Here is a 20710-nt window from a genome sequence, read left to right on the forward strand (position 1 = left end):
AGGCGTCAGTGGTGGTGCCCGTGCTCGCCGTGCACGTGCCGGTGCTGGATTTCCTCGGCGCTGGCGGCGCGCACGCCCGTGACCTTCAGGTGGAACTTCAGGGCCTTGCCCGCGAGCGGGTGGTTGCCGTCGAGGTGGACTTCGGGACCCTTGATCTTCATGACGTGGAAGACGTGGGGCCGGCCGTCGTCGGTGCGGCCCTCGAGCTGGCCGCCGACCTTCACGCCGGGCGGGAATTCGCTCTTGGGAATCACGCGCACCAGCGACTCGTCGCGCACGCCGAAGGCATCTTCGGGCTGCAGGTCCAGCGTGACCTCATGGCCCGCTTCCTGGCCATCCAGCGCTTGCTCGATCTTCGGCAGGGTGTTCTCGTAACCGCCGTGCAGGTAGACCATGGGGGTCTTGCTCTGCTCGATCAGGCGGCCATTGTTCTCAGCCACGCGGTATTGCAGCGTGACGACGGTGTCCTTCGCGATTTTCATGGCGCCGATTGTGACGGTTCGGCCGTGGCCGTGCTGGCCACGCGCGGACCCGGCAGGAAGCGGTACAGGCCCGCGCCCAGCAGCAGGAAGCAGGCGATCGCGGCGAACACGGCGGTATAGGTCTCGATGTCCAGCGCGGCGGCGGCCGACGCGGCGAGGCCCGTGAGCCACTGCATGAGCGCGACGCCGAGGAACATCGCCATGGTGAAGACCGCCATCGCGCGGCCTGTCATGTGCGCGGGGTAGGTGGCGCGCACGTCGGCGTACTGCATGACCATGTAGCCGGAGACGATGCCCACGGCGAGCGCCAGCGTGACCTCGAAGGAGGCGGGCAGCCAGAACGCCATCGCAGTGAACAGTGCGGCGCAAGCCAGCGTGCAGCCGACGATCCAGCGGCGCCGCCGCTGCGCATCGCCCGGGTCGAGCCGCCCGAACAGCGGCGGCCCCACCATGCCCAGCACGGAGACGGCCAGCGCCACGTTGCCGCTGTCGACGAGCGTGAAGCGGTAGCGGTCGATCAGCAAAGGCCCCAGCCACAGCCCGCGCAGGGACAGGAAGGACGCGTACGTGAACAGCGCCAGGCCGATGATGCCGGCCGTCTGCGGCAGCCGGAACAGTTCGCCATAGCCGCGCAGTGCCGCGAGCACGCCCGGCCGCGGACCGGTGCGCAAGGGAGCGTCCTCGCGCACGCGCAGCAGGATGGCCAGCCAGGCCAGCGCGGCGCAGCCGGCCAGCGCGACGTAGCCGGCGCGCCAGCTCCACGCCTGGATCACCCAGGCCAGGGGCGTGCCGGTGAGCAGCAGCCCGACCGAACCGATTCCGAGCGCCGCGCCGTTGACCGAGGCGTAGCGTTCCGCCGGGAAACGCCGCGCGATGAACACCGTGCACACCAGGAAGGCCGGCGCGCAGCCGATGCCGGTGAGCGCCTGGCCGACGAGCAGGCCGCCGTAGCTGTCGGCACTGGCCGTCAGGAGCGCGCCGATGACCGTCAGCGGGAAGACGGCCAGCACCGTGCGCCTGACGCCGTAGACGTCGATGCCCATGCCCATGAACAGCTGCAGGCCGCCGAAGGCGAAGTGGAAGACGCCCGCGAACAGGCCCAGTTGCTGCGGCGTGAGGGCGAACGCCTGCTGCAGCGGTGGCGCCATGATGGCCGCGGCGGTGCGGAAGGCCTGGCTCAGGGCAAAGCCGGAGATCAGCACCAGCAGCATGGGCCAGGCGCTGCGGACGGGGGCAGGGGCGGTCAAGCGGTGCACTTTAGCGTGCGGCATGGCGCCGGTGGCAAGCCGTCCCGGTTGGGTCGCTGCGCGCCATGCAGGCAGGGTGGTGGCGGGACACCGCCGGACGCGTGGGCGTCCGGCGAACCCCGCCGCCGGATCAGAGCTGCACTTGCGCCTCGCCGATGCCCTCGAACACCGCCTTGACCTGGTCGCCTGCCTTGGCCTCCAGCATCCCGCACCAGGTCCCGGTGGTGACGATGGTGCCCTTGGGGATGGTGGCGCCATGGCGCGTCACGTGGCGCAGCCAGATCGGCAGCAGCCAGGCCGGGTCGACCAGGGAATGCGTGCCGCGGAAGGACTGCGGCGCGGCGTTGCCGATCTGCACCGTGCAGGCCTGCTGCGCCCAGTCGCGCGGCGCGAAGGGTTTCCAGGCGCCCAGCACCAGCGCGCCGTGCGACTGCAGGTCGGCCAGCTTGAGCAGTGCGCTCGCGGCGCGGTTGTCCCAGCGCGAGTCGACGATCTCGATCGACACGGTCATGCCGTCGATCCACTGTGTCACCGCCGCCGGGTCGAACGCCTGCGCATCCGCTGGCGTGACCTCGCGGCCCAGGCGCAATGCGACTTCCGCCTCGATCAGCCGCCAGTTGAAATGGGTGCCGCGCGCATCGGCGGGGCTGGACCACACGTGCTGCGGCGGCAGTCCGGAGTGAGTCAGGGGCGCCGTGCGCGAGGGCCCGCCCGATTTCCAGTGCTGGGGCACGGGCCGGTCGAACCAGCCCATGGCTTGCGCCACCGCGTCCTGCACCGCATAAGCCTGTTCGGCTTGCTGCAGCAGCGGCTCGAAGGGCGTGGCGGCGATCGTGTGGCGCTGGCGGTGGGCGCCGGCGAGCGCCTCCGCGAGCCGTCGCGTGGCTCCCTCCTCCCCTGGGGGAGGGTTGGGGTGGGGGCTGGGCATGGTGGGAACTCCTGTGGTCGGAGCGCCGATGCTACTTGCTCTTCGCCGCCTCGCGATTCGCATGCAGGCGCGTGTCCACCAGGTCCACCATGCGGTCGATCACCGGATGCCGCAGCCCGAGCTGGCGCGCCACCAGTTGCACCAGCTTGTCCGCGCGCTCGATGTAGGGCGCCCCATTGTTCAGGGCGCGCGCCGCCGAGGCCGGTCGGCTGAGGCTGGCCGCGGCGGCGGCGTACTTGTCGAAGGGCACCAGGTCCTCGTGCCGCGCACCCAGGCGCAGGCACACGTCGTAGACGAAGTCGTACACGGACTTGGATTCCGCGATGTCGGTGTGCACGGCCTCCTGCGCGGTGCGCATGCCGGTGGGCGTGATGCAGCGGTAGTTGCCCGCCAGCAGCATGGACCACTTGGCCAGCGGCACGAACACGGAGTCGGACACGCGCAGCTTCACCGGCAGTTCGATCGGCCCTTCGGGTGCGGCAAAGCGCACGGCATCCACGTCGGCTTCCAGCTGCCGCAGCAACGCGGTGGCCTCGGGCGCGTCGAAGCGCGCGGCCTTGAAGTTGGTGGGCAGCGTCACCTGCAGCACGTTGACCTTCTCCTCCGGCGGGCGCACGGCTTGCGGGTCGGGACTGCACAGCGTCAGCAGGCCGGGTTCGAAACCGTCCCACACGCTCGCGTCGGTGTACGCGGGCTTCAGGGCCTCGGCATCGAGTCCGGGGATGCGGCGCAGGTAGGTCAGCGGCGGCATGTTCATGATCGACATGCAGGGCACGCGCGAACGCGCCACGGCCGCCAGCAGTTCGCGCACGCCGGGGGAGCGGTACTGCGGCTCCTGCATCGCCAGGCCGACGAGGTCGTAGTCGGCCGGGTTCACGTCGCCGGTGCCGGCGGCCGACACCTTGCCGGGCAGCTTGCGCGAATCGATCTCCACCTGCTGCGCGCGGCCGCGCACCGGCATGCGCACGCGAAAGCCTTCGGCGTTGATCAGGTCGGCTTCCGCCGGCAGGCACACGAGCTTGAGCTCGTGCCCCGCGAAGAGCAGCTTGGAAGCGAGGAGCGATCCGTACGACGCTCCGAGCATGAGGATCCTGGCCATCTGTGTCTCCTGTTGTTGGTGAATGCATGGGCTGGTGCCCGGCCGTACGGTACGCCTGCTGCGGCGCGATGTTCAAGGCGAAACGGTTTTGACCAAAAGGGATGGACTCGCTGCAGTGCAGCAGTCACAACCGCGGCCAGCGCTGCGCCCAGGGGTGGGCCGCTTCGTAGGACGCCCCCAGATCCAGCAACTGGTCGTCGGCGCCGTAGCGTCCCACCAGCTGCATGCCGATCGGCAGGCCTTCGGCCGAAGGTTCGCAGGGCAGGGCGAGACCCGGCAGGCCGGCGGCGTTCACCCAGCCGGTGTAGACGGCGTGGCCGCGCGGGCCGACCTCCTGGCCGGCGATGTGCGTCGGGTAGGCGTCCTCCGCCTTCCAGGGCAGGGCCGCCGCGGAGGGCAGCACGAGGACGTCGGTGCCGGCGAACAGCGCGACGCTGTCGCGGCGCAGCTTCTTGACCTGCTCCAGGATCTGCCACAGGCGGGCGGCGGGGATCGCGCGTCCCTTGTCCGCCATTTCCAGGTACTTGGCCGAGGCCTGCGCGGCCCAGTCGGGGCGCCGCTCGAACATCTGCGCGAGGCCGGCCTGCCCGATCTGCGGCCAGGCCTCGGCGAAGAAGTCCAGGTCCAGCGGCAGCGGCCCGTGCCGCACCTCGTGGCCCAGCGCTGCCAGCCGCTGCACGGCCTGGCCGACGCTGGCGGCAATCTGCGGATCCAGCGGCGCGCTGCCGAAGCGTTCGACGTAGAGGATGCGCAACGGGCCGGTCGGGCGCGGTCCGGCCGCCGCCAGCGCCGCGGCGAGCGAGAGCCGGTCGACAGCCGCAGGCCCGCGCATCACGTCGAACAGCAGCCGTGCGTCCGCCACGGTGCGCGCCAGCGGGCCGATCACCTCGAAGTCCAGCAGCAGGCTGGGCAGCACGTGCTCGCGCGGCACCGCCGCCAGGCTGGGCTTGAGGCCCACCAGCCCCGTGTGCGAGGCGGGCCGGCGGATCGACCCGCCGCCGTCCTGCCCGATCGCCAGCGGCGTGATGCCGGCCGCCACCGAAGCCACCGCGCCGCCGCTGGAGCCGCCGGGCGTGAGTGCCAGGTTCCAGGGATTGCGGGTGACGCCGAAGACCGGGTTGCCGGTGTAGCCCTCCAGCGCGAACTCCGGCACGTTGGTCTTGCCGATGACCAGTGCGCCGGCGGCGCGGGCGCGCGCCACGGCGAACTCGTCCTGGCCGGTGGCGTGCGCGCGCAGCGCGGGACAGCCCCAGGTGGTGGGCTGGTCCGCGGTGTAGAGGCTGTCCTTCACCGACAGCGGAATGCCGTCGAGCGCGGACAGCGGCCGGCCGCGCGCGAGGCGTTCGGTGGCAGCGCCCGCTTCGGCCAGGAAGGCCGCATCGCGTCGCGCGACCACCGCGTTGATGCGCGGGTTTACCGCCTCCAGCCGCGCCAGGGCGTCCCGCGCCACCTGCGTGGGCGTCAGGCTGCCCGCGCGGTAGCGGCGCGCGAGCTCGGTGGCGGGCAGCTGCCAGGTGTCGGGAGCGGCGCCCACTTACTTGATGCCGACCACCGGCCCGACCACCTGCTTCCAGGTGGCCGAGCACTTGTCATAGGACTTGTCGCACTGCTCGCTCCAGGTCGGCAGCGAGACATTGGTGAGCGCGTCGTGGATCAGCTTGGTATCCGCGGGCTTCACCGGCACGTCCTTCATCGCGTACTTCTTGACCGTCTTGCACGGGTCCTTGCCGACGTTGCAGCGCACGGCGTCGTCGAACAGCTCCTTGGAGTAGGTCCAGACCTCGGCTTCGTACTTCTTGAAGGCTTCGGTGATCTTCGCCTTCTGGTCGGCGGGCAGCTTGTTCCACTTGTCCAGGTTGATCGCGTAGGCGTTCAGGGCGCTCTGGAAGCCGATGGGCATGAAGTGGGTCGTGACCTCGGGCCAGCCGGCGGAGTTGGCCGAGCTGGGGCCGGTGATGGCGCAGTCGGTCACGCCGCGTTCCAGCGCCTGCTGCGTCTCGCCGAAGGAGATGGTGACGGGGATGCCGCCCATCTTCTCGATGAACTTGGCCAGCGAGGCGTCGTACACGCGCACCTTCTTGCCCTTGAGGTCGGCCAGGCCGCCGATCGCCGTCTTGCAGAACAGCACCTGCGGCCCGAAGGGGTAGATGCCCAGCAGCTTGCCGTTGTAGCGCTCCTGCAGGCGCTTGTCGAAGACCTCGCGGTAGGCGTCCACCACCTTGCGCGCCGTGTCGTAGTCGGTCGACAGACCGACGATGTCCGGGCCGAGGAAGAAGGGCTCGTCGCGCGAGACCTGCGCCAGGCGCAGCGTCACGATGTCGAACAGGCCGGACTTGAGCACGCGCAGGCCGTCGGCGTCCTTCACGCCCAGCACGTCCATGGGCTTGTAGTCCACGTCGATGGGCGTGCCGGTGTTCTTCGCGAAATTCTCGAAGAAGGGCTGCTCCTTGGTCTGCTGGATGAGGCCCGTGGCCACGAGGTTGCCGGCGGCGCGCAGCTTCAGGTTCTCGGCCTGGGCGCCGCAGGCGAGCGCAAGCGCGGTGGCCGCGAGCGCGGCCTTCACGAGGTTCTTCATGGCGGGGTGTCCTTTCGGTTGGGAGATCACTTGAGGCCCACGATGGGGCCGATGGCCTGCTTCCAGGCGGCGGAGCACTTGTCGTAGACCTTGTCGCAGGACTCGGCCCACAGCGGATAGGAGACGGTGCGCACGGCGTCGGCCACGAGCTGGCGGTCGGCCGCGGTCGGCGCCACTTCCTTCATCGCGAACTTCTTGCCGATGCGGCAGTCCTTGCCGGTGTTGCAGCGCGCCGCGTCGTCCCACAGTTCGCGCGAATAGGCCCAGGCTTCGCCCTCGAACTTCTGGAAGGCGGCGGCGACCTTGGCCTGCTGGTCGGCCGACAGCGACTTCCACTTCGCCAGGTTGATCGCGAAGGCGACCTGGTGCACCTGGAAGCCCAGCGGCATCACGTGCGTGGTCACCTCGGGCCAGCCGGCGCTGTTGGCGGAACTCGGACCGGTGATGGCGCAGTCGGTCACGCCGCGCTCCAGCGCCTGCTGCGTCTCGCCGAAGGCCAGCGTCACCGGGATGGCACCGATCTTCTCCATGAACTTGGCGAGCACCTGGTCGCTCACCCGCACCTTCTTGCCCTTCATGTCGGCCAGGCTGGTGAACGCGCCCTTGCAGAACAGGATCTGCGGTCCGAAGGGATAGACGGCCAGCAGCTTGGCGCCATGGCGCTCCTGCAGGCGCTGGTCGAGCGGGCCGCGCCAGGCGTCCCACACCTTGCGCGCGGTGTCGTAGTCCGTGGCGAGGCCGACGATGTCGGGGCCGAGCAGGGTGGGATCGTCGCGGGAAGCCTGCGCCAGGCGCAGCGCCACGATGTCGAACAGGCCGGACTTGATCACGCGCAGCGCGTCGACGTCCTTCACGCCGACCACGTCCATCGGCTTGTAGTCGATCTCCACCGGCAAGCCGGCGACCTTGGCGAAGTTGTCGAAGAAGGGCTGCTCCTTCTGCTGCTGCAGCAGACCCGCGGCGACGAAATTGCCGGCGACGCGCAGCTTCAGCGGCTGCTGCGCCTGGGCGGTCGTGAAGCCGAACGCGAGCGCGGCGGCGGCGAGGAGGGAAAGGTGTTTGCGCATCATCGTCCGAACATCAGGTTGGGAAGGAAGGTGGCGATCGCCGGGAAGTGGATCAGGATGGCCGTCATGGCGATCATGGCCACGAGGAAGGGCAGCGTGCCCTGGAACACCTCGTTGATGGTCCCTTCGCCGCGCACGCCCTGGATCACGTACAGCGTCATGCCGATCGGCGGGCTCAGGAGCGAGAGCTCGCACATCAGCACCATGAACACGCCGAAGAAGACGGGGTCGATGCCGGCGGCCTGGATGATGGGAAACACCACCGGCAGCGTGCCGACCATCATCGGCATGGTCTCCAGCGCGACGCCCAGGACCACGTACATCACCGCGAGCACCCACAGCAGCAGCAGCGGCGAGACGTCGAGCGACTTGATCAGGCTGGCCAGGGACTGCGGCACGCCCAGCATGGACAGCACGAAGTTCAGGTACAGCGCGGCGACCAGGATCAGCGCCGTCATGGCGGTCAGGCGCAGCGTCGAGCGGAAGCACTCGTGCAGCATCTTCACGTTCAGCTTGCCGTAGGCCCAGGCGATGGGCAGGCAGACGATCACGCCCAGCGCGGCGCTTTCGGTGACGGTGGCCCAGCCCGTGTAGATGCCGCCCATCACGACGCCGAACACCAGCAGCGGGCCGGCCAGGTGCACCGAGTGGCGCAGGCGCTGGCCCCAGCCGACGCTGCTTTCGGCCTTGCCCGCCATCGACGGCCGCCACACGCACACCGCGAGGATGGTGAGCAGGAACAGCACCGTCATGATCGCGCCCGGGATCACGCCCGCCATGTACAGGCGCGACGCCGAGGTGTTGGTCATCGACCCGTAGATGATGAAGGCCACGCCCGGCGGGATCAGGTTGCCCAGGCTCGCGCCGGCGGCGATGGAGCCCAGCACCATGCGCTGGTCGTAGCCGCGGTTCTTGAACGCGGGCAGCGCCACGGTGGAGATGGTCGCGGCAGTGGCCACCGAGGAGCCGGACACCGCGGAGAACAGCGCCGACGCTCCGATGTTGGTGTGCAGCAGGCCGCCGGGCAGGCGCTTGAGCCAGTCGGCGAGCGACTGGTACATCTTGTCGGTCGCGCCGCCGCGCATCAGGATCTCGCCGAGCAGGATGTACAGCGGAATGGACAGCAGCAGGTAGTCCTCGCCGGCCGCCCAGATCTGCTCGCCCAGGGCGTTGAACGCCGGCATGCCGAAGTGGATCATGGCGCCGAGCAGGCCGACGACCAGCATGGTGGTGGCCACGTGCAGGCCGACGAACATCAGTCCCAGCATCAGGGCCAGGCCGATGGCGATCTCGAGGGGGCTGATCATGCCTTGGCTCCTTGCGCTTCCAGGGAAAGGGTGGCAGCAGCGGGTGCGGCCGCGGGGGCGCTGCCGGCCTCGGTGTGCAGGTGCAGTTCGGTCTCGGCCTCGATCTCCTCGTCCAGGGTCTGCGGGCCGAAGGTGTCGTTGAGGGCGGCATGGTCGCCGCGCAGGAACAGGCGCAGCGCATGCCAGGCGGCGCAGAGGGCGACGGCGGCGAACAGCACGTAGCCGGCCAGCCAGATGCTCTGCGGGATCCACATCGGTGTCGCCAGGGGCGTCGAGGCCGTGGCCTTCAGGTCGATGCTCTCGTGCACGACGGCGGCGCCGCGCCACAGGCACAGGAGCGCCAGCGCCGTGAGCGTCAGCATCGCCGCCAGGTTCAGCACGGAGCGCACGCGCGGCGAGAAGCGCGAGATCAGGAAGTCCACGCGGGTGTGGCTGCGCGTGATCAGCGTGTGCGCGAAGCCGATGCTGCCGACGATCGCATAGGTGTAGGAGCCGATCTCGTCGATGCCCTGCAGGCTGAAGCCGAAGACCTTGCGCCCCAGCATCTCGACGCAGGTCGCGACGCTCAGGGCGATCAGCCACCAGCCGCAGGCGAGCGCGGCCACGTCGGTGAAGCCGGCGATGGCCGCGCTCGTGCGGCCGGGCGGAAGGAGTGTTTTCATGGGGCTCCTCTGTTGTGGATGGGATGGAGGGAGGGACTCAATAACCCAGCGCGCGCGGCAGCGCGGTCACCAGGGGCGGAAACAGCATGCAGGCCAGCAGCACGCCGTACATCAGCGCGATGAAGGGCCAGACGTTGGCGACCAGCTCGCGCATGCGCACCCCGGTGATGCCGCAGACGACGAACAGCACGACGCCCACGGGCGGGGTCAGCATGCCGATCACCAGGTTCAGCACGAACAGGAAGCCGAAATGCAGCGGGTCGATGCCGTACTGGATGGCGATGGGGTGCAGCAGCGGCACCAGCATGATGTAGGCGGCGTTGGACTCGAGGAACATGCCCACGATGAACAGCAGCACCGCCACCAGCCCCATGTACGCGAGCGGGTTGTCCGTGATGGCCTTGAGCAGGAGCGTGAGCTTCTGCGGCAGCAGGTCCACGGTCATCAGGTACGTGATGACCGAGGCGAACGCGATCAGGGCGCCGACCATGGCCGTGGTGACCGCCGCACGCACGACGATGCCCGGCAGATCCTGCATCTTGAGCGTTCGGGTGACGAAGAAGCCCAGCGCCGCGGAGTACACGACGGCGATGGCCGAGCCCTCGGTCGCGGTGAACGCGCCGCCGACGATGCCGCCGATCACCACCACCGGCATCGCCAGCACGATGGCGGAGCGGCGCAGCTCGGCGAGCACGGCGCGCAGGCGGAACGGGTCGCCGGTGACGGCCCAGCCGCGCCTGGTGGCGATCCACGAGCACAGGGCAATGAAGCCCACGGTGATGATGATCCCGGGCACCACGCCGGCCATGAACATGCCGCCGACCGAGACCGACGATCCGGCCATGAAGGCGTAGACGATCATCGCGCCGCTCGGCGGGATGATCGGCCCGAGGTTGGCGGCCGCGGCCACGATGGCGGTGGCGAAGCCCTTGTCGTAGACCTTGGCGAGCGAGGGCACCAGCGTCGAGGACAGCGCGCTGGCGTCCGACACCGCGGCACCTGACACGGTGGCGAGGCCGGCACCGGCCAGCATGGTCACGTGCGCGAGGCCGCCGCGCACGCGGCCGACCATCGTGTTGGCCAGCCCGATCAGCCGCTCGACGATGCCCGCCTTGATCATCAGCTCGCCCGCGAGCATGAAGAAGGGGATGGACATCAGCGGGAAGCTGTTGACCGCATGCATCATGCGCTGGGGCACCATCGTGAGGTCGACGCCGCTCGCCAGCAGCGCGACGAGCGCGGCGACGCCCATGGCGAACGCGATGGGAAGACCGAGGAGCGACAGCCCCATGAATCCGGCAATGACGGCTCCGCTCATTCGGCGCTCTCCAGCTTCTTCACCGGCGGGCCGGCGATGACGATGCGCAGCAGGTGCAAGGCGCTGAACAGCGCCCCGATCGCCACCGGCACGATGAACCAGCCGACGCTGACGTCCACGGTGGACATCAGCTCGTCCCACTGCTCGCGGCAGGTACGGATCGCGGCCCAGGTGATGGCCAGCATCATCGCGGCCGCGAGCGCGGCACCCGCGCGCCGCAGCACGGACTGCCCCAGGACCGGCAGTTTGTCCACCAGCAGGTCGATCCCGATGTGGGCGCCGTCGCGCACGCCCAGCGGGATGGCCAGGAAGATGGACCAGACGAAGGCCAGGCGCCCGACTTCGTCGGCCCAGTCGATGGACCGGTTGAAGCCGTAGCGCAGCGCGACCTGCGCGGACACGACCGCCACCATCACGGCGACGGCGGCGAGCAGCACGCCGGTGAGCGCGCGGTCACCCGCGCGCAGCAGCCGCAGCGGCCACGCCGGCGCCGCTGCCACATCGGGGAAGGACAGGGCCTGGTCCATGGGGAGCTTCTCCACCGGATCAGTGCCTGGCGGCTTCGGCCAGCACCTGGTTGACCAGGTCGGCGCCGGCGCGCTTCTTCACGTCCTCGATCACCGGCAGCGAGGCCTTGCGCATCTCCTCGCGCGCGGCCGGGGCGATCTCCGTGTAGGCCATCTTGGCCTTCAGCTCCGCGAACTTCTGCGCCTCCTGGTCCGCCGCCAGCTTGCGTTGGAAGGCGATGGTGGAGGTCATCGCCTCGCGCACGGCCTTCTGGTATTCGGGCTTGAGCTGCTCGAAGGCCTTCTTGCTGGCGACCACGGCGATGAAATCGAAGAAGTGGCCGGTGTTGGACAAGTGCTTCTGCACTTCGCCGAACCGGCTGGCGGAGATCACCGTATAGGGGTTCTCCTGGCCATCCACGACGCGCTGCTCGAGCGCCGAATAGAGCTCCTTCACGTCCATCGCCACCGGATTGGCGCCCAGCGCACGGAAGGTGTTCAGGTGGGTCTCGTTCGGCTGCAGCCGCACCTTCAGGCCCTTGAGGTCCGCGACGCCGCGGATCGGGCCCTTGCTGTTGGTGACGTGGCGCATGCCCAGCTCCATCCAGCCCAGCGAGACGAAGCCCTTGTCCTGCAGCCTCTTGTCGATCGCCTGGCCCACGGGTCCGTCGATCACGCGGAAGGCGGCCTCGCGGTTGGGGAACACGAAGGGCAGGCTCACGGCCTCCAGCTCCGGCACGATGCGCGAGAGGAAGGCGGCGCCGACCCACGTGATCGCCAGGGTGCCCGAGCGCACCGCGTCCACGTTCTCCTTGGCGCCCCCGAGCTGCATGGCGGGGAAGACGTCGACCTGCAGCTGGTTGTTCGTCAGGCGCGCGAGCTCCTTGCGGAAGACCTGTTCGACAGCGACGCTGGACGGATGTTCGGTGGCGAAGTTGCCGGCGATCTGCAGCTTCTGCTGCGCGGCCGCGGGCAGGCTGGCGCTGAGCGTGAGGAGGAAGGCAATGGCGAGGCGGGCAAGGGCGTGTTTCATCGTTCGGATCCTTCAGCGGGGGGAGTCGAGCAGCCGCGCGATGGCGTCGGGCAGGCCGCGATGGGGTTTGGAAGGCGGTGGCGCGAAGCTGCCGCGTTGCGCGCGGCCGGGCTGGAGCGCGACCAGGGTCTGTGCATGGCGCACGGCGCTGGAGACGCCGTCGACCACGGGCACGGGAAGCTGTCCCTGCAGCGTGCGCGCAAGGCCCGCGAGCGGCGCGCCGGCGAGGATGATCACGTCGGCGCCGTCCTCGGCCACCGCGCGCTCGGCCAGGGCCTTCAGGGCCTGCGCGTGTTCCTGCTGCACGCCGCCGATCGCGCTGATGGGGCGGTCCAGCGCGCGGATGCTCGCCAGGCGCCCGCCGAAGCCGTAGGCCTCGACCACTTCACGGTACCAGGCCTGGATGCGCTGCGAGATCGCGATGATGGAGATGCGGTGGCCCAGGAGGTGCGCCGTGGCGAGCGCCGCTTCCGTCATGCCGGTGACCGGCACGGGCAGCAGCTCGCGCAGGGCCGCGAGGCCGGGATCGCCGAAGGCGGCGACCACCACGGCGTCGCAGCCTTGCACGTGTTCGGCCGCCACCTGCGCGGTGGCGTAGGCGCCGACCATCGCTTCGAAGCGCGTCTCGATGTAGGCCATGCCGAAGGGCGCGGTGCGCGCTTCGATCTCGGTGCCGGGCGAGGCGCTGCGCTGCGCCTCCGCCCGGATCAGGTCGGTGACGCTGTCGGAGATGTTGGGGTTGACGACCAGGAGGCGCATCAGGTCCTCCGGGGCAGCAGGGTGGGCGTGCCGCAAGGCAGGAACTTGCCGCGTCCCGCGTGGCCCGTGAAGGCGGAGCCGTTCCACACGACCTCGCCGCGCGACAGCGTGAGGCCGGGCCAGGCCTTGAGCTTCATGCCTTCGTAAGGCGTGTAGTCGACGGCGTGGTGCAGCGCGCCGTTGCGCACCGTCACCTCGCGCTCGTCCCACACCACGAGGTCGGCATCGCTGCCCACGGCGATCGTGCCCTTGCGCGGATGCAGTCCGTAGGCTCTGGCCGGGTTGGTCGCCGTGAGCTCGACGAACTTCTGCAGCGTGATGCGGCCGCCCAGCACGCCTTCGGAATAGAGCAGCGGCAGCCGCGTCTCCAGTCCGGGGATCCCGTTGGGGATGTGGCGGAAGGGCACTTCCTCCCCGCCGATCTTCTTGCCCTGCGGATCGTCGAAGCGGAAGGGCGCGTGGTCGGAGGAGAACACCGTGAACAGGCCGTCGCGCAGCCCGTCCCAGATGACCTGCTGGTTGGCCTTGTCGCGCGGCGGCGGGCTGCAGATGCAGCGCGCGCCCTGGTAGCTGTCGTCGATGCCCAGGTCCTCGGCCGTGAGGAACAGATATTGCGGGCAGGTCTCGGCGAACACGGACAGGCCGTGGCCGCGCGCCCAGCGGATCTGCTCGATCGCCTCGCGGCCGGACACGTGCACGATGAGGATGGGCACGTCGACCAGCTCGGACAGCGCGATCGCGCGGTGGGTCGCCTCGCGTTCCACGAGCATCGGGCGCGCATGCGCGTGCCAGCGCGGCGCCGTGCGGCCGGCGGCTTCGAGGCGCTTGGTCAGCCACTCGATGCAGTCGGCGTTCTCCGCGTGGATCATCGCCAGCGCGCCGTGCTGGCGCGCGACGTCCAGCACGTCCAGCATCTGCCCGTCGTCCAGCTTCAGGTCGTCGTAGGTCATGTAGACCTTGAACGAGGTGTAGCCCTGGGCGATGAGCGCCGGCAGCTCCCGGGTGAGCACCTGCGGCGTGGGGTCGCTCACGATCAGGTGGAAGGCATAGTCGATGCAGGCCTTGCCTTCGGCGCGGCCGTGGTAGTCGACGACGGCGGCTTCCAGCGACTGCCCCTTCATCTGCGCGGCGAAAGGGATGATGGTGGTGGTGCCGCCGCAGGCCGCCGAGCGCGTGCCGGTGAGGAAGTCGTCGGCCATCTTCGCCGGGCCCTCCATCGGCTGGTCGAGATGGCAGTGCGCGTCCACGCCCCCGGGCGTGACGGTGCGCCCGGCAGCGTCGATCTCGCGGGTGCCGGCCGGCAGGCCTTCCCCGAGCAGCGCGATGCGGCCGGCGCGGATGCCGATGTCGCAGGCGAAGCTGTCGGCCGCCGTCGCGACGCGCGCATTGCGGATCACCAGGTCCAGGGCTTCAGCCATGCCGGCGCGCTCCCGGCACCAGCGAGGTGCGGACAAGGCCCCGGACAAGTGCCGACACGATTGTCGACAATGAATGCCGGTGCGGTTTCGGTGCGTAGCGATCTGGGTGCATGGTGACGAGGGCCTTGTCTGCAACTTCCGGGCCGCCGGTTGCCGGCCGCCCGGAGGGAAATGAGGAGGAAGGAACTATGAACGCCCGCGCCGCGACACCACATAGTGTTTACACCAGTGTCGACAATCTGATGCAAAATCGTCTTCCCGACCATTTCGCGCTGGCGCATACTGGCCCGGACGCGACCTGCGGATGGAGACCGACCAAGTGACCCGACCCATGCGCCTGGGGGTGCTGACCCCCTCTTCCAACACGGCCCTGGAGCCGCTCACCAGCGCGCTCGTCTCGGCCCTGCCCGGCGCCAGCGCGCACTTCTCGCGCTTTCGCGTGACCGAGATCGCGCTGGACGCGGCGGCGCTGGGGCAGTTCGACGACAGCAAGATCCTGGCCGCGGCCGAACTGCTGGCGGACGCGAAGGTCGACGTGATCGGCTGGAGCGGCACCTCCTCCGGCTGGCTGGGCTTCGACCGGGACCGCCAGCTGGTCGAGCGCATCCGCGAGCGCACGGGCATCCCCGCGACCACCGCGGTGCTGGCGCTCAACGAGCTGATGGCGCTCAAGCGCATCCGCCGCCTCGCCTTGGTCACCCCTTACACGCAAGACGTGCAGCAGCGCATCGTCGCCAACTATGCCGCGCTGGACATCGAGGTGGTCGCGGAGCGGCACCTGGGCATCCGCGTGAACCACGACTTCGCCGGGGTGGAGCCGCAGCGGCTGCGCGCGCTGATGGACGAAGTCGCCGCCAGCGGCCCGCAGGCCATCACCACCTTCTGCACCAACCTGCGTGCGGCGCAGCTCGCGGGCGGGATCGAGCGCACGCACGGCATCCCGCTGCTCGATACGGTGAGCACCACCGTGTGGGGCATGGTGCGGGCGGCCGGCGGCTCGCCGGCGTCGATCACCGGCTGGGGGGAACTGTTCCAGTGGACCTGAAGGACCTGAACCCGAAGGGACGCGCCGGCGCCCCTAGAATCGCCGGCCATTCCCACGCCGCATCCACGAGCCGCCCCATGCCCGCCACCGCGCGCAAGACCCCGCCTGCCCGCAGCACGGAACGCGAGTCCTCGGTCGACGAGATCTACGAGCGCATCTACGTCGCCATCCTGGAGCATCGGCTGCACCCGGGCACCAAGCTGGGTGAGGAACGGATGGCGGAGATCTTCGGCGTCAGCCGCGCGCGCATCCGCGAAGTGCTCGCGCGCCTGGCCCACGAGCAGATCGTGGAGCTGTTCCCGCAGCGCGGCGCCTACGTGGCCAAGCCCACCATCGAGCAGGCCCGCGACATCTTCGAGGCGCGGCGGCTGATCGAGCCGGCGGTGCTGCGCCGGCTGGTGGACACGCACACGCCCGAGAAGGTGCAGCGCCTGCGCCAGCACCTGGAGCTGGAAGCCGATGCCCGCCGGCGCAACGACAAGCGGGCGGTGATCCGCCTGTCGGGCGAGTTCCACACGCTGCTGGCCGAACTGGCCGGCAACTACGCGCTTTCGCGCAGCATGCGCGAGCTGTGCATGCTCACTTGCCTGACCATCTTCCTCTACGACGCGCCCACCAGCCAGAGCTGCCGCGACGACGAGCACCAGATGATCGTCGACGCGGTGGCCCGCAGCGACGCCGGCCGGGCCGAGAAGATCATGCTCGAACACCTGGACCACATCGAGGGCAGCCTGCAACTCGACCAGGGCAACGGCGAAGCGGACCTCGAAGCGATCTTTCGCGGCTAGCGCCCGGCGCCGTTCCGCGTTAAAAAAGTCACTTGCCAGCACCGCCGGTCGTGCGGTGTTGCTTGATTTACGAGGGGTTTACTGCAAGGGTTCAAGCTCACGCGTTGAAGAGTCACCGCCGACCGAGGAGCATCATGCTGTCCGTTTCCTCACGCCGTTTCACCCGCCTGCTGCCCTGGCTCGCCGCGCTGCTGCTTGCAAGCCTTGCAGTCCCCGCCCTCGCCCAGGATGCCGCCGATCCACCGGCCCGGGTCGCCCACGTGAGCCAGCGTGCCGGCGGCGTGGTCTTCGCCCCGCAAGGCGAAGAGGAGTGGTCGGAACTGCCGCAGAACCGGCCGCTGACCGAAGGCGACCGCCTGTGGACCGATGCCGGCGCGCGGGCCGAACTGCAATTGGGGACGGCCACGCTGCACGTGAACGGCGAGACGCACCTGGGCGTGAGCGAGCTGGACCTGGGCGTCGGCCGCTTCATGCTGCAGCAGGGCACGGTGAACGCCCGCGTGCGCGAGATCGCGCAGGGCGAGAACTTCGAGATCGGCACGCCCAACCTCGCCTTCCGCGCCCTGCAGCCGGGCGACTACCGCATCGACGTGGACACGCGCACGCAGCAAACGCGCGTGGTGGTGCACAGCGGCACGGCCACCGTGTTCGGAGAGGGCGGCGAATCCATCCACCTGGGCGCGGGCCAGGCGGCGAGCTTCGCGGGCCGCTTCCTCGCGCAGGTGCAAGGTCCCGCCTTCACGCGCGACGAGTTCGCGCGCTGGGCGGAGGACCGCAACCGGCAGGAAGACGAGGCGGTCGCCGCGCGCTACGTGCCGCGCGGCGTGGTCGGCGCCGGCGAGCTCGACCCGTACGGCACCTGGAGCCAGGACCCCACTTACGGCGCGGTCTGGTATCCCACGGTCACGGTGGCGAACTGGGCGCCCTACCGCTACGGCCACTGGTCCTGGATCGCCCCCTGGGGCTGGACCTGGATCGACGACGCGCCCTGGGGCTTCGCGCCCTTCCACTACGGACGCTGGACGATGATCGGCAATCGCTGGGCCTGGGCGCCCGGGCGCATCGGGCCGCGGCCGGTGTACGCACCGGCGCTGGTGGTGTTCCTGGGCGGCGGTGGCTCGCAGTTCGCCTTCAGTTCGGGTCCTGCCGTGGGCTGGTATCCGCTCGCGCCGGGCGAGGCCTGGTACCCCTGGTACCGCAGCAGCCCGCGCTACGTGAGCTCCGCCAACTGGCGCATCGACCTGAACCACTGGCCGCGCAACGCGACCAACCACCTGTGGCGCCAGCGCCCGATCGGCGTCACCGCGGTGCGCGAGGAGGACTTCCGGCGCGGCCGCCAGGTGGAGCGCCACTGGCAGCCGGTGCAGCCGCAGATGATCGACCGCGCGCGCATCAACGCGGTGCCGCTGCGGCCACTGACCCGCTCGGAGCGCGCCGTGAGCGTGGCCCCGCGCGTCCCGGCGAATCCGCCGGCCCTGGTGCAGCCGGCCGTGAGCCCGCGCGGCTGGACGCAGCACGACGTGCCGCCCGCCGTGCACGACCAGTTCCGCGCCCGGCGCGAACAGGACCGCCTGCAGCGCGATGCCGAGCGCGACGCACGGCAACAGATGCGCGAGCAGTTCCACCAGCGCGCCGATGCGCAACGCAACGCCGGCCGGGTGGAGCCCCCGGGGTCGCAGCGCAATGCCGGCCGGGTCGAGCCGCCCGTGCCGCAACGCGACGCGGGTCGGGTGGACTTCGGCGGGTCCCAGCGCGACGCCGGGCGGGTGGAGATCGACCAGGGCGGGGGCTTCCGCCGGTTCGACCAGCCGCGCATGCAGCGCCAGGTGCAGCCGGCCCCGATGGCGGTGCCGGTGCCGCGCCAGCAGGCCGTGCCCATCGTGCGTGATGAACAACGGGCCCCGCGCGAGCAGCGCGGATGGCAGCGGCAGCAACAGCAAGCGATGCAGCAGCAACAACAACAGCAGCAGCCGCAGCAACAACAATCGCGTCAGTGGGCCGGCGAGGAAGGCCGCGGCCGCGGACACGGCCACTGGAATCGGTAAGTCCGGTTATTCCCGCCGAGCTGGGAACCCAGTGCGTCCAATGCAAAAGCGGCCCTCCGGCCGCTTTTGTTCGTGGGGAGTCCCGGATCGCCGCCGCGGCGGTGACGGACTCACTCCTCCTTCAGCTTGTACTGCGAGGCCAGCTGCTGCTGCACCGCCGGCGGCACCTGCTCGTAGTGGCTGAAGGCGATCGTGTAGCGCCCCTGCCCGCCGGTGAGCGAATTCAGCCGCGACTGGTAGCTCGCCAGCTCCGACAGCGGCGCCTGCGCGAGCACGGTCAGGGCGCCCGCCGTGTCGGCCCGCGTGCCGCTGACCTGGCCGCGCCGCGAGGCGAGGTCGCCGGTGATGTCGCCCATGTTGGCCTCGGGCGCCACGATCTCCACGTTCACGATCGGCTCCAGCAGGCAGGCGCGCGCGGCCTGCACCGCGGCGATCAGCGCCTTCTTGCCGGCGGTGACGAAGGCGATTTCCTTGCTGTCGACGGTGTGGTACTTGCCGTCGTAGACGATGCACTTGAGGTCCACCACCGGGTAGCCCGCCACCACGCCTTCCTCCATCGCCTGGCGCACGCCTTTTTCCACGGCCGGCATGAAGTTGTGGGGAATGGCGCCGCCCTTGACCTCGTCGACGAACTGGAAGCCGCTGCCGCGCGGCAACGGCTCGATGCGCAGGAAGACCTCGCCGAACTGCCCGGCGCCGCCCGTCTGCTTCTTGTGGCGGTGGTGGCCTTCCGCATTGAGCGTGACTGTCTCGCGGTAGGCGATGCGCGGCGGGCGCGTGTCGACCTGGCAGCCGTGCACCTCGGTCAGGCGATCGAGCAGGGTGCGCAGGTGCAGCTCGCCCAGGCCGTAGACCACGGTCTCGTTCGTGCTGGCGACGTGCTCCACCTTCAGGCAAGGGTCCTCGCTGACCAGTTTCTGCAGGATGTCGTGCAGGCGCTGCTCGTCGCCGCGCCGCTTGGGCGTGATCGCCAGGCCGTGCACCGGCACCGGAAAGGAAAGGGGCTTGAGATGGATGCGCGCGTCCTCGGCGGCGTCATGCAGCACGGCGTCGTAGTGCAGTTCCTCCACCTTCGCGATCGCGCAGAGGTCCCCCGGCACCGCCTTGGCCACCTCCTTCAGTTCCTTGCCTTGCAGCATGAAGAGGTGGCCGACCTTGAAAGGGCGGCGCCCATCGCCGACGTAGAGCTGGCTGTCGCGCGTGATCGTGCCCTGGTGCACGCGGATGACCCCCATCTTGCCCACGTAAGGGTCCTGGGTGATCTTGAAGACATGGGCCAGCACGTGCTTGTCCGGATCGGACACCGCCTCGATCGGCCGGGCGTCCTCGCCTTCGCCTTCGAGGAAGGCCGGCGGGTTGCTCTCGGTCGGGTCGGGCAGCAGGCGCTCGATGACGTCCAGCAGCTCCGGAACGCCGGCGCCCGTGCGCGCGGACACGAAGCAGATCGGCACCAGGTGGCCTTCGCGCAGGGCCTGCTCCAGCGGCGCATGCAGTTCCTCGGGTGCGACGTCGCCGTCGTTGAGATAACGCTCGACGAAGTCCGCATCGACCTCCACCACCTGTTCCACCAGCGCGCGGTGGGCGGTCTCGACCGAGGAGAAGTCCGGCGGCGGCCCGTCGTCCTTGAGCTTCCAGAAGCAATCGAGCACGCGCTCGCCCTTCTGGGAAGGCAGGTTCACCGGCAGGCATTCCTTGCCGAACGCCTCCTGGATCCGGGCCACGAGCGCCTGCAGGTCCACGCCCTGCGCGTCGATCTTGTTGACGACGATGATGCGGTCGCGCTCCCGCTCCTTCGCATACGCCATCATGCGAATGGCCATCGGCTCGATGCCGGTGGCGGCGTTGATCACGATGGCGGCGGTCTCCACCGCTTCGAGTGCGGGCAGCGACTGGCCCAGGAAGTCGGGCGCGCCGGGGGTGTCGACGAGATGGGTGGTGATGTCACCGTGGGTGAAGTTCAGCAGCGTCGTGTTCAGCGAACGCTGCCCCCGTTTCTCCAACGGGTCGTGGTCGGAGACGGTGCTCCCCCTTTCCACGCTGCCGGGCGCGCCCACCGCCCCGGCCTTCCACAGCAAGGCTTCGGCCAGGCTGGTCTTGCCTGCGGCGCTCGGGCCCACGAGGGCCAGGGTGCGCCGTGAGGCGATGTCGCGATGAGTAGCCACGAAGCCCTCCTGCAACGTCGAACAAGGGAGGATCATCGTACGCACGCGGCACGCGTGCTGCAACGGAGTGAACGCGCGGCCGGCGCGCGCCCGCCGAGTCGAATGCGTCCCACACGCGGGGAGGCGCCGTCCTACAAGGGCGTTCGGCCGCCGTGTCTTACGCTGCGGCCATGCCGCGCATTCGCCCAGCACGCCGGCCGTCGGCCCATGCCTCGCGTCATCCGACGCGAGGCCGTGCCGTGCGCGAGTGGCCGCCGCGCCTGGCGCCA

The 20710-nt window shown here is 69.9% G+C and carries 18 protein-coding genes; 3 read left to right on the forward strand and 15 right to left on the reverse strand.

The window, feature by feature from the left end:
• Nucleotides 1-5: 5 nt before the first annotated feature.
• The 14 genes from AC3EGR_RS06000 to hydA form a co-directional block, all read right to left on the reverse strand.
• Entirely contained in the window at nt 6-482 is a 477-nt protein-coding gene (locus tag AC3EGR_RS06000) for an FKBP-type peptidyl-prolyl cis-trans isomerase (RefSeq protein WP_488545534.1), read from the reverse strand.
• Entirely contained in the window at nt 479-1753 is a 1275-nt protein-coding gene (locus tag AC3EGR_RS06005; RefSeq protein WP_488545535.1) for an MFS transporter, read from the reverse strand. Before AC3EGR_RS06005 ends, AC3EGR_RS06000 begins: the two co-directional genes overlap by 4 nt.
• Before the next feature lie 106 nt (nt 1754-1859).
• Nucleotides 1860-2657, reverse strand: coding sequence for a fumarylacetoacetate hydrolase family protein (locus tag AC3EGR_RS06010; RefSeq protein ID WP_488545536.1), 798 nt, complete (start codon nt 2655-2657; stop codon nt 1860-1862).
• Nucleotides 2658-2688: 31 nt separating this feature from the next.
• Entirely contained in the window at nt 2689-3756 is a 1068-nt protein-coding gene (locus AC3EGR_RS06015; RefSeq protein WP_488545537.1) for a hypothetical protein, read from the reverse strand.
• Nucleotides 3757-3880: 124 nt separating this feature from the next.
• Entirely contained in the window at nt 3881-5290 is a 1410-nt protein-coding gene (locus AC3EGR_RS06020) for an amidase (RefSeq protein ID WP_488545538.1), read from the reverse strand.
• Nucleotides 5291-6331 (reverse strand): TRAP transporter substrate-binding protein, encoded by a 1041-nt coding sequence (locus AC3EGR_RS06025; protein ID WP_488545539.1) that lies wholly within the window; start codon nt 6329-6331, stop codon nt 5291-5293. It abuts the gene before it with no gap.
• A gap of 26 nt (nt 6332-6357) precedes the next feature.
• A complete protein-coding gene (locus AC3EGR_RS06030) occupies nt 6358-7401 on the reverse strand; it encodes a TRAP transporter substrate-binding protein (RefSeq protein ID WP_488545540.1) in 1044 nt (347 codons plus the stop codon).
• Nucleotides 7398-8705 (reverse strand): TRAP transporter large permease, encoded by a 1308-nt coding sequence (locus AC3EGR_RS06035; protein WP_488545541.1) that lies wholly within the window; start codon nt 8703-8705, stop codon nt 7398-7400. The genes AC3EGR_RS06030 and AC3EGR_RS06035 overlap by 4 nt, the downstream gene beginning before the upstream one ends.
• On the reverse strand, nt 8702-9367 hold the full coding sequence (locus AC3EGR_RS06040; RefSeq protein WP_488545542.1) for a TRAP transporter small permease subunit: 666 nt from the start codon (nt 9365-9367) through the stop codon (nt 8702-8704). The genes AC3EGR_RS06035 and AC3EGR_RS06040 overlap by 4 nt, the downstream gene beginning before the upstream one ends.
• A gap of 37 nt (nt 9368-9404) precedes the next feature.
• Nucleotides 9405-10685 carry a TRAP transporter large permease gene (locus AC3EGR_RS06045; protein ID WP_488545543.1) on the reverse strand — a complete coding sequence of 427 codons (1281 nt, stop codon included), beginning with the start codon at nt 10683-10685 and terminating at the stop codon, nt 9405-9407.
• Nucleotides 10682-11212, reverse strand: a complete 531-nt coding sequence (locus tag AC3EGR_RS06050) for a TRAP transporter small permease (RefSeq protein WP_488545544.1) — start codon at nt 11210-11212, stop codon at nt 10682-10684. The genes AC3EGR_RS06045 and AC3EGR_RS06050 overlap by 4 nt, the downstream gene beginning before the upstream one ends.
• A 19-nt stretch (nt 11213-11231) precedes the next feature.
• On the reverse strand, nt 11232-12224 hold the full coding sequence (locus tag AC3EGR_RS06055) for a TRAP transporter substrate-binding protein (RefSeq protein ID WP_488545545.1): 993 nt from the start codon (nt 12222-12224) through the stop codon (nt 11232-11234).
• Between the two features lie 12 nt (nt 12225-12236).
• Nucleotides 12237-12983 carry an aspartate/glutamate racemase family protein gene (locus tag AC3EGR_RS06060; protein ID WP_488545546.1) on the reverse strand — a complete coding sequence of 249 codons (747 nt, stop codon included), beginning with the start codon at nt 12981-12983 and terminating at the stop codon, nt 12237-12239.
• Nucleotides 12983-14401 (reverse strand): dihydropyrimidinase, encoded by a 1419-nt coding sequence (gene hydA / locus AC3EGR_RS06065; RefSeq protein WP_488545547.1) that lies wholly within the window; start codon nt 14399-14401, stop codon nt 12983-12985. The genes AC3EGR_RS06060 and hydA overlap by 1 nt, the downstream gene beginning before the upstream one ends.
• 319 nt (nt 14402-14720) lie before the next feature.
• Here hydA and AC3EGR_RS06070 point away from each other — a divergent pair, with 319 nt between their 5' ends.
• The 3 genes from AC3EGR_RS06070 (at nt 14721) to AC3EGR_RS06080 (ending at nt 18279) form a co-directional block, all read left to right on the forward strand.
• A complete protein-coding gene (locus tag AC3EGR_RS06070; RefSeq protein WP_488545548.1) occupies nt 14721-15446 on the forward strand; it encodes a maleate cis-trans isomerase family protein in 726 nt (241 codons plus the stop codon).
• Nucleotides 15447-15523: 77 nt separating this feature from the next.
• Nucleotides 15524-16234 carry a GntR family transcriptional regulator gene (locus AC3EGR_RS06075; RefSeq protein ID WP_488545549.1) on the forward strand — a complete coding sequence of 237 codons (711 nt, stop codon included), beginning with the start codon at nt 15524-15526 and terminating at the stop codon, nt 16232-16234.
• A gap of 134 nt (nt 16235-16368) precedes the next feature.
• Nucleotides 16369-18279 (forward strand): DUF6600 domain-containing protein, encoded by a 1911-nt coding sequence (locus tag AC3EGR_RS06080; RefSeq protein WP_488545550.1) that lies wholly within the window; start codon nt 16369-16371, stop codon nt 18277-18279.
• Nucleotides 18280-18389: 110 nt separating this feature from the next.
• Here AC3EGR_RS06080 and fusA read toward each other — a convergent pair whose 3' ends face one another.
• Nucleotides 18390-20477, reverse strand: a complete 2088-nt coding sequence (gene fusA / locus AC3EGR_RS06085; RefSeq protein WP_488545662.1) for an elongation factor G — start codon at nt 20475-20477, stop codon at nt 18390-18392.
• Between the last annotated feature and the right edge of the window lie 233 nt (nt 20478-20710).

The organism is Ramlibacter sp. G4-7 (assembly GCF_057784995.1).

Excerpts from the sequence above, each read along its gene's own strand:
- AC3EGR_RS06030 (WP_488545540.1), bottom strand. The coding sequence starts at position 7,401 with ATGATGCGCAAACACCTTTCCCTCCTCGCCGCCGCCGCGCTCGCGTTC.
- AC3EGR_RS06050 (WP_488545544.1), bottom strand. The coding sequence starts at position 11,212 with ATGGACCAGGCCCTGTCCTTCCCCGATGTGGCAGCGGCGCCGGCGTGG.
- AC3EGR_RS06040 (WP_488545542.1), bottom strand. The coding sequence starts at position 9,367 with ATGAAAACACTCCTTCCGCCCGGCCGCACGAGCGCGGCCATCGCCGGC.
- AC3EGR_RS06025 (WP_488545539.1), bottom strand. The coding sequence starts at position 6,331 with ATGAAGAACCTCGTGAAGGCCGCGCTCGCGGCCACCGCGCTTGCGCTC.
- AC3EGR_RS06005 (WP_488545535.1), bottom strand. The coding sequence starts at position 1,753 with ATGCCGCACGCTAAAGTGCACCGCTTGACCGCCCCTGCCCCCGTCCGC.
- AC3EGR_RS06000 (WP_488545534.1), bottom strand. The coding sequence starts at position 482 with ATGAAAATCGCGAAGGACACCGTCGTCACGCTGCAATACCGCGTGGCT.
- AC3EGR_RS06035 (WP_488545541.1), bottom strand. The coding sequence starts at position 8,705 with ATGATCAGCCCCCTCGAGATCGCCATCGGCCTGGCCCTGATGCTGGGA.
- AC3EGR_RS06060 (WP_488545546.1), bottom strand. The coding sequence starts at position 12,983 with ATGCGCCTCCTGGTCGTCAACCCCAACATCTCCGACAGCGTCACCGAC.
- AC3EGR_RS06080 (WP_488545550.1), top strand. The coding sequence starts at position 16,369 with ATGCTGTCCGTTTCCTCACGCCGTTTCACCCGCCTGCTGCCCTGGCTC.
- hydA (WP_488545547.1), bottom strand. The coding sequence starts at position 14,401 with ATGGCTGAAGCCCTGGACCTGGTGATCCGCAATGCGCGCGTCGCGACG.
- AC3EGR_RS06075 (WP_488545549.1), top strand. The coding sequence starts at position 15,524 with ATGCCCGCCACCGCGCGCAAGACCCCGCCTGCCCGCAGCACGGAACGC.
- fusA (WP_488545662.1), bottom strand. The coding sequence starts at position 20,477 with ATGATCCTCCCTTGTTCGACGTTGCAGGAGGGCTTCGTGGCTACTCAT.
- AC3EGR_RS06010 (WP_488545536.1), bottom strand. The coding sequence starts at position 2,657 with ATGCCCAGCCCCCACCCCAACCCTCCCCCAGGGGAGGAGGGAGCCACG.
- AC3EGR_RS06045 (WP_488545543.1), bottom strand. The coding sequence starts at position 10,685 with ATGAGCGGAGCCGTCATTGCCGGATTCATGGGGCTGTCGCTCCTCGGT.
- AC3EGR_RS06015 (WP_488545537.1), bottom strand. The coding sequence starts at position 3,756 with ATGGCCAGGATCCTCATGCTCGGAGCGTCGTACGGATCGCTCCTCGCT.
- AC3EGR_RS06055 (WP_488545545.1), bottom strand. The coding sequence starts at position 12,224 with ATGAAACACGCCCTTGCCCGCCTCGCCATTGCCTTCCTCCTCACGCTC.